Origin of the sequence: Paraburkholderia sp. NMBU_R16 (assembly GCF_013282575.1) — a bacterium.
GTDB lineage: Bacteria > Pseudomonadota > Gammaproteobacteria > Burkholderiales > Burkholderiaceae > Trinickia.
The window spans coordinates 1-458 of sequence record NZ_JAAAYE010000304.1 but is presented as its reverse complement, the minus strand read 5'-3'; the positions used below and the strand labels follow the sequence as shown (position 1 = coordinate 458).

The 458-nt window shown below is 62.9% G+C and carries 1 pseudogene and 1 other annotated feature; the pseudogene reads left to right on the top strand.

Going from position 1 to position 458, the window contains the following annotated elements:
* A pseudogene (locus GWC77_RS28365) lies at nt 1-458 on the top strand (IS3 family transposase); the annotation flags it as partial.
* Nucleotides 201-317: a sequence feature (AL1L pseudoknot), on the top strand. Its footprint overlaps the pseudogene before it by 117 nt.

Sequence of the window (458 nt, the reverse complement as noted above, 5' to 3'; positions counted from 1 at the left end):
CCGTCGCAGTGGGCGGCGATCGAATCCATTGCACCTAAGATCGGCTGCACGAGCCAGACGCTGCTTGGATGGGTCAAACGAGAAGAAGTCGATAGCGGCGAGCGCGAGGGCGTGAGCACGTCGGAGCGCGAGCGACTCAAGGCGCTGGAGCGCGAAGTCAAGGAGCTACGCCGTGCCAACGAGATTTTGAAGCTGGCCAGCGCGTTTTTCGCCCAGGCGGAGCTCGACCGCCGTACGAAGTCCTGAAGGCCTTTATCGATCAGCATCGCGACACCTTCGGGGTCGAGCCGATCTGCAAGGTCTTGCGGATTGCCCCGTCGGGCTATCGGCGCCACGCTGCACAGCTTCGTGATCCGTCGCGGCTGTGCGCGCGAGCGAAACGCGATGCGCTCCTGCAGCCCGAGATCAAGCGAGTCTGGCAGAGCAACATGCAGGTCTACGGGGCAGATAAAGTCTGG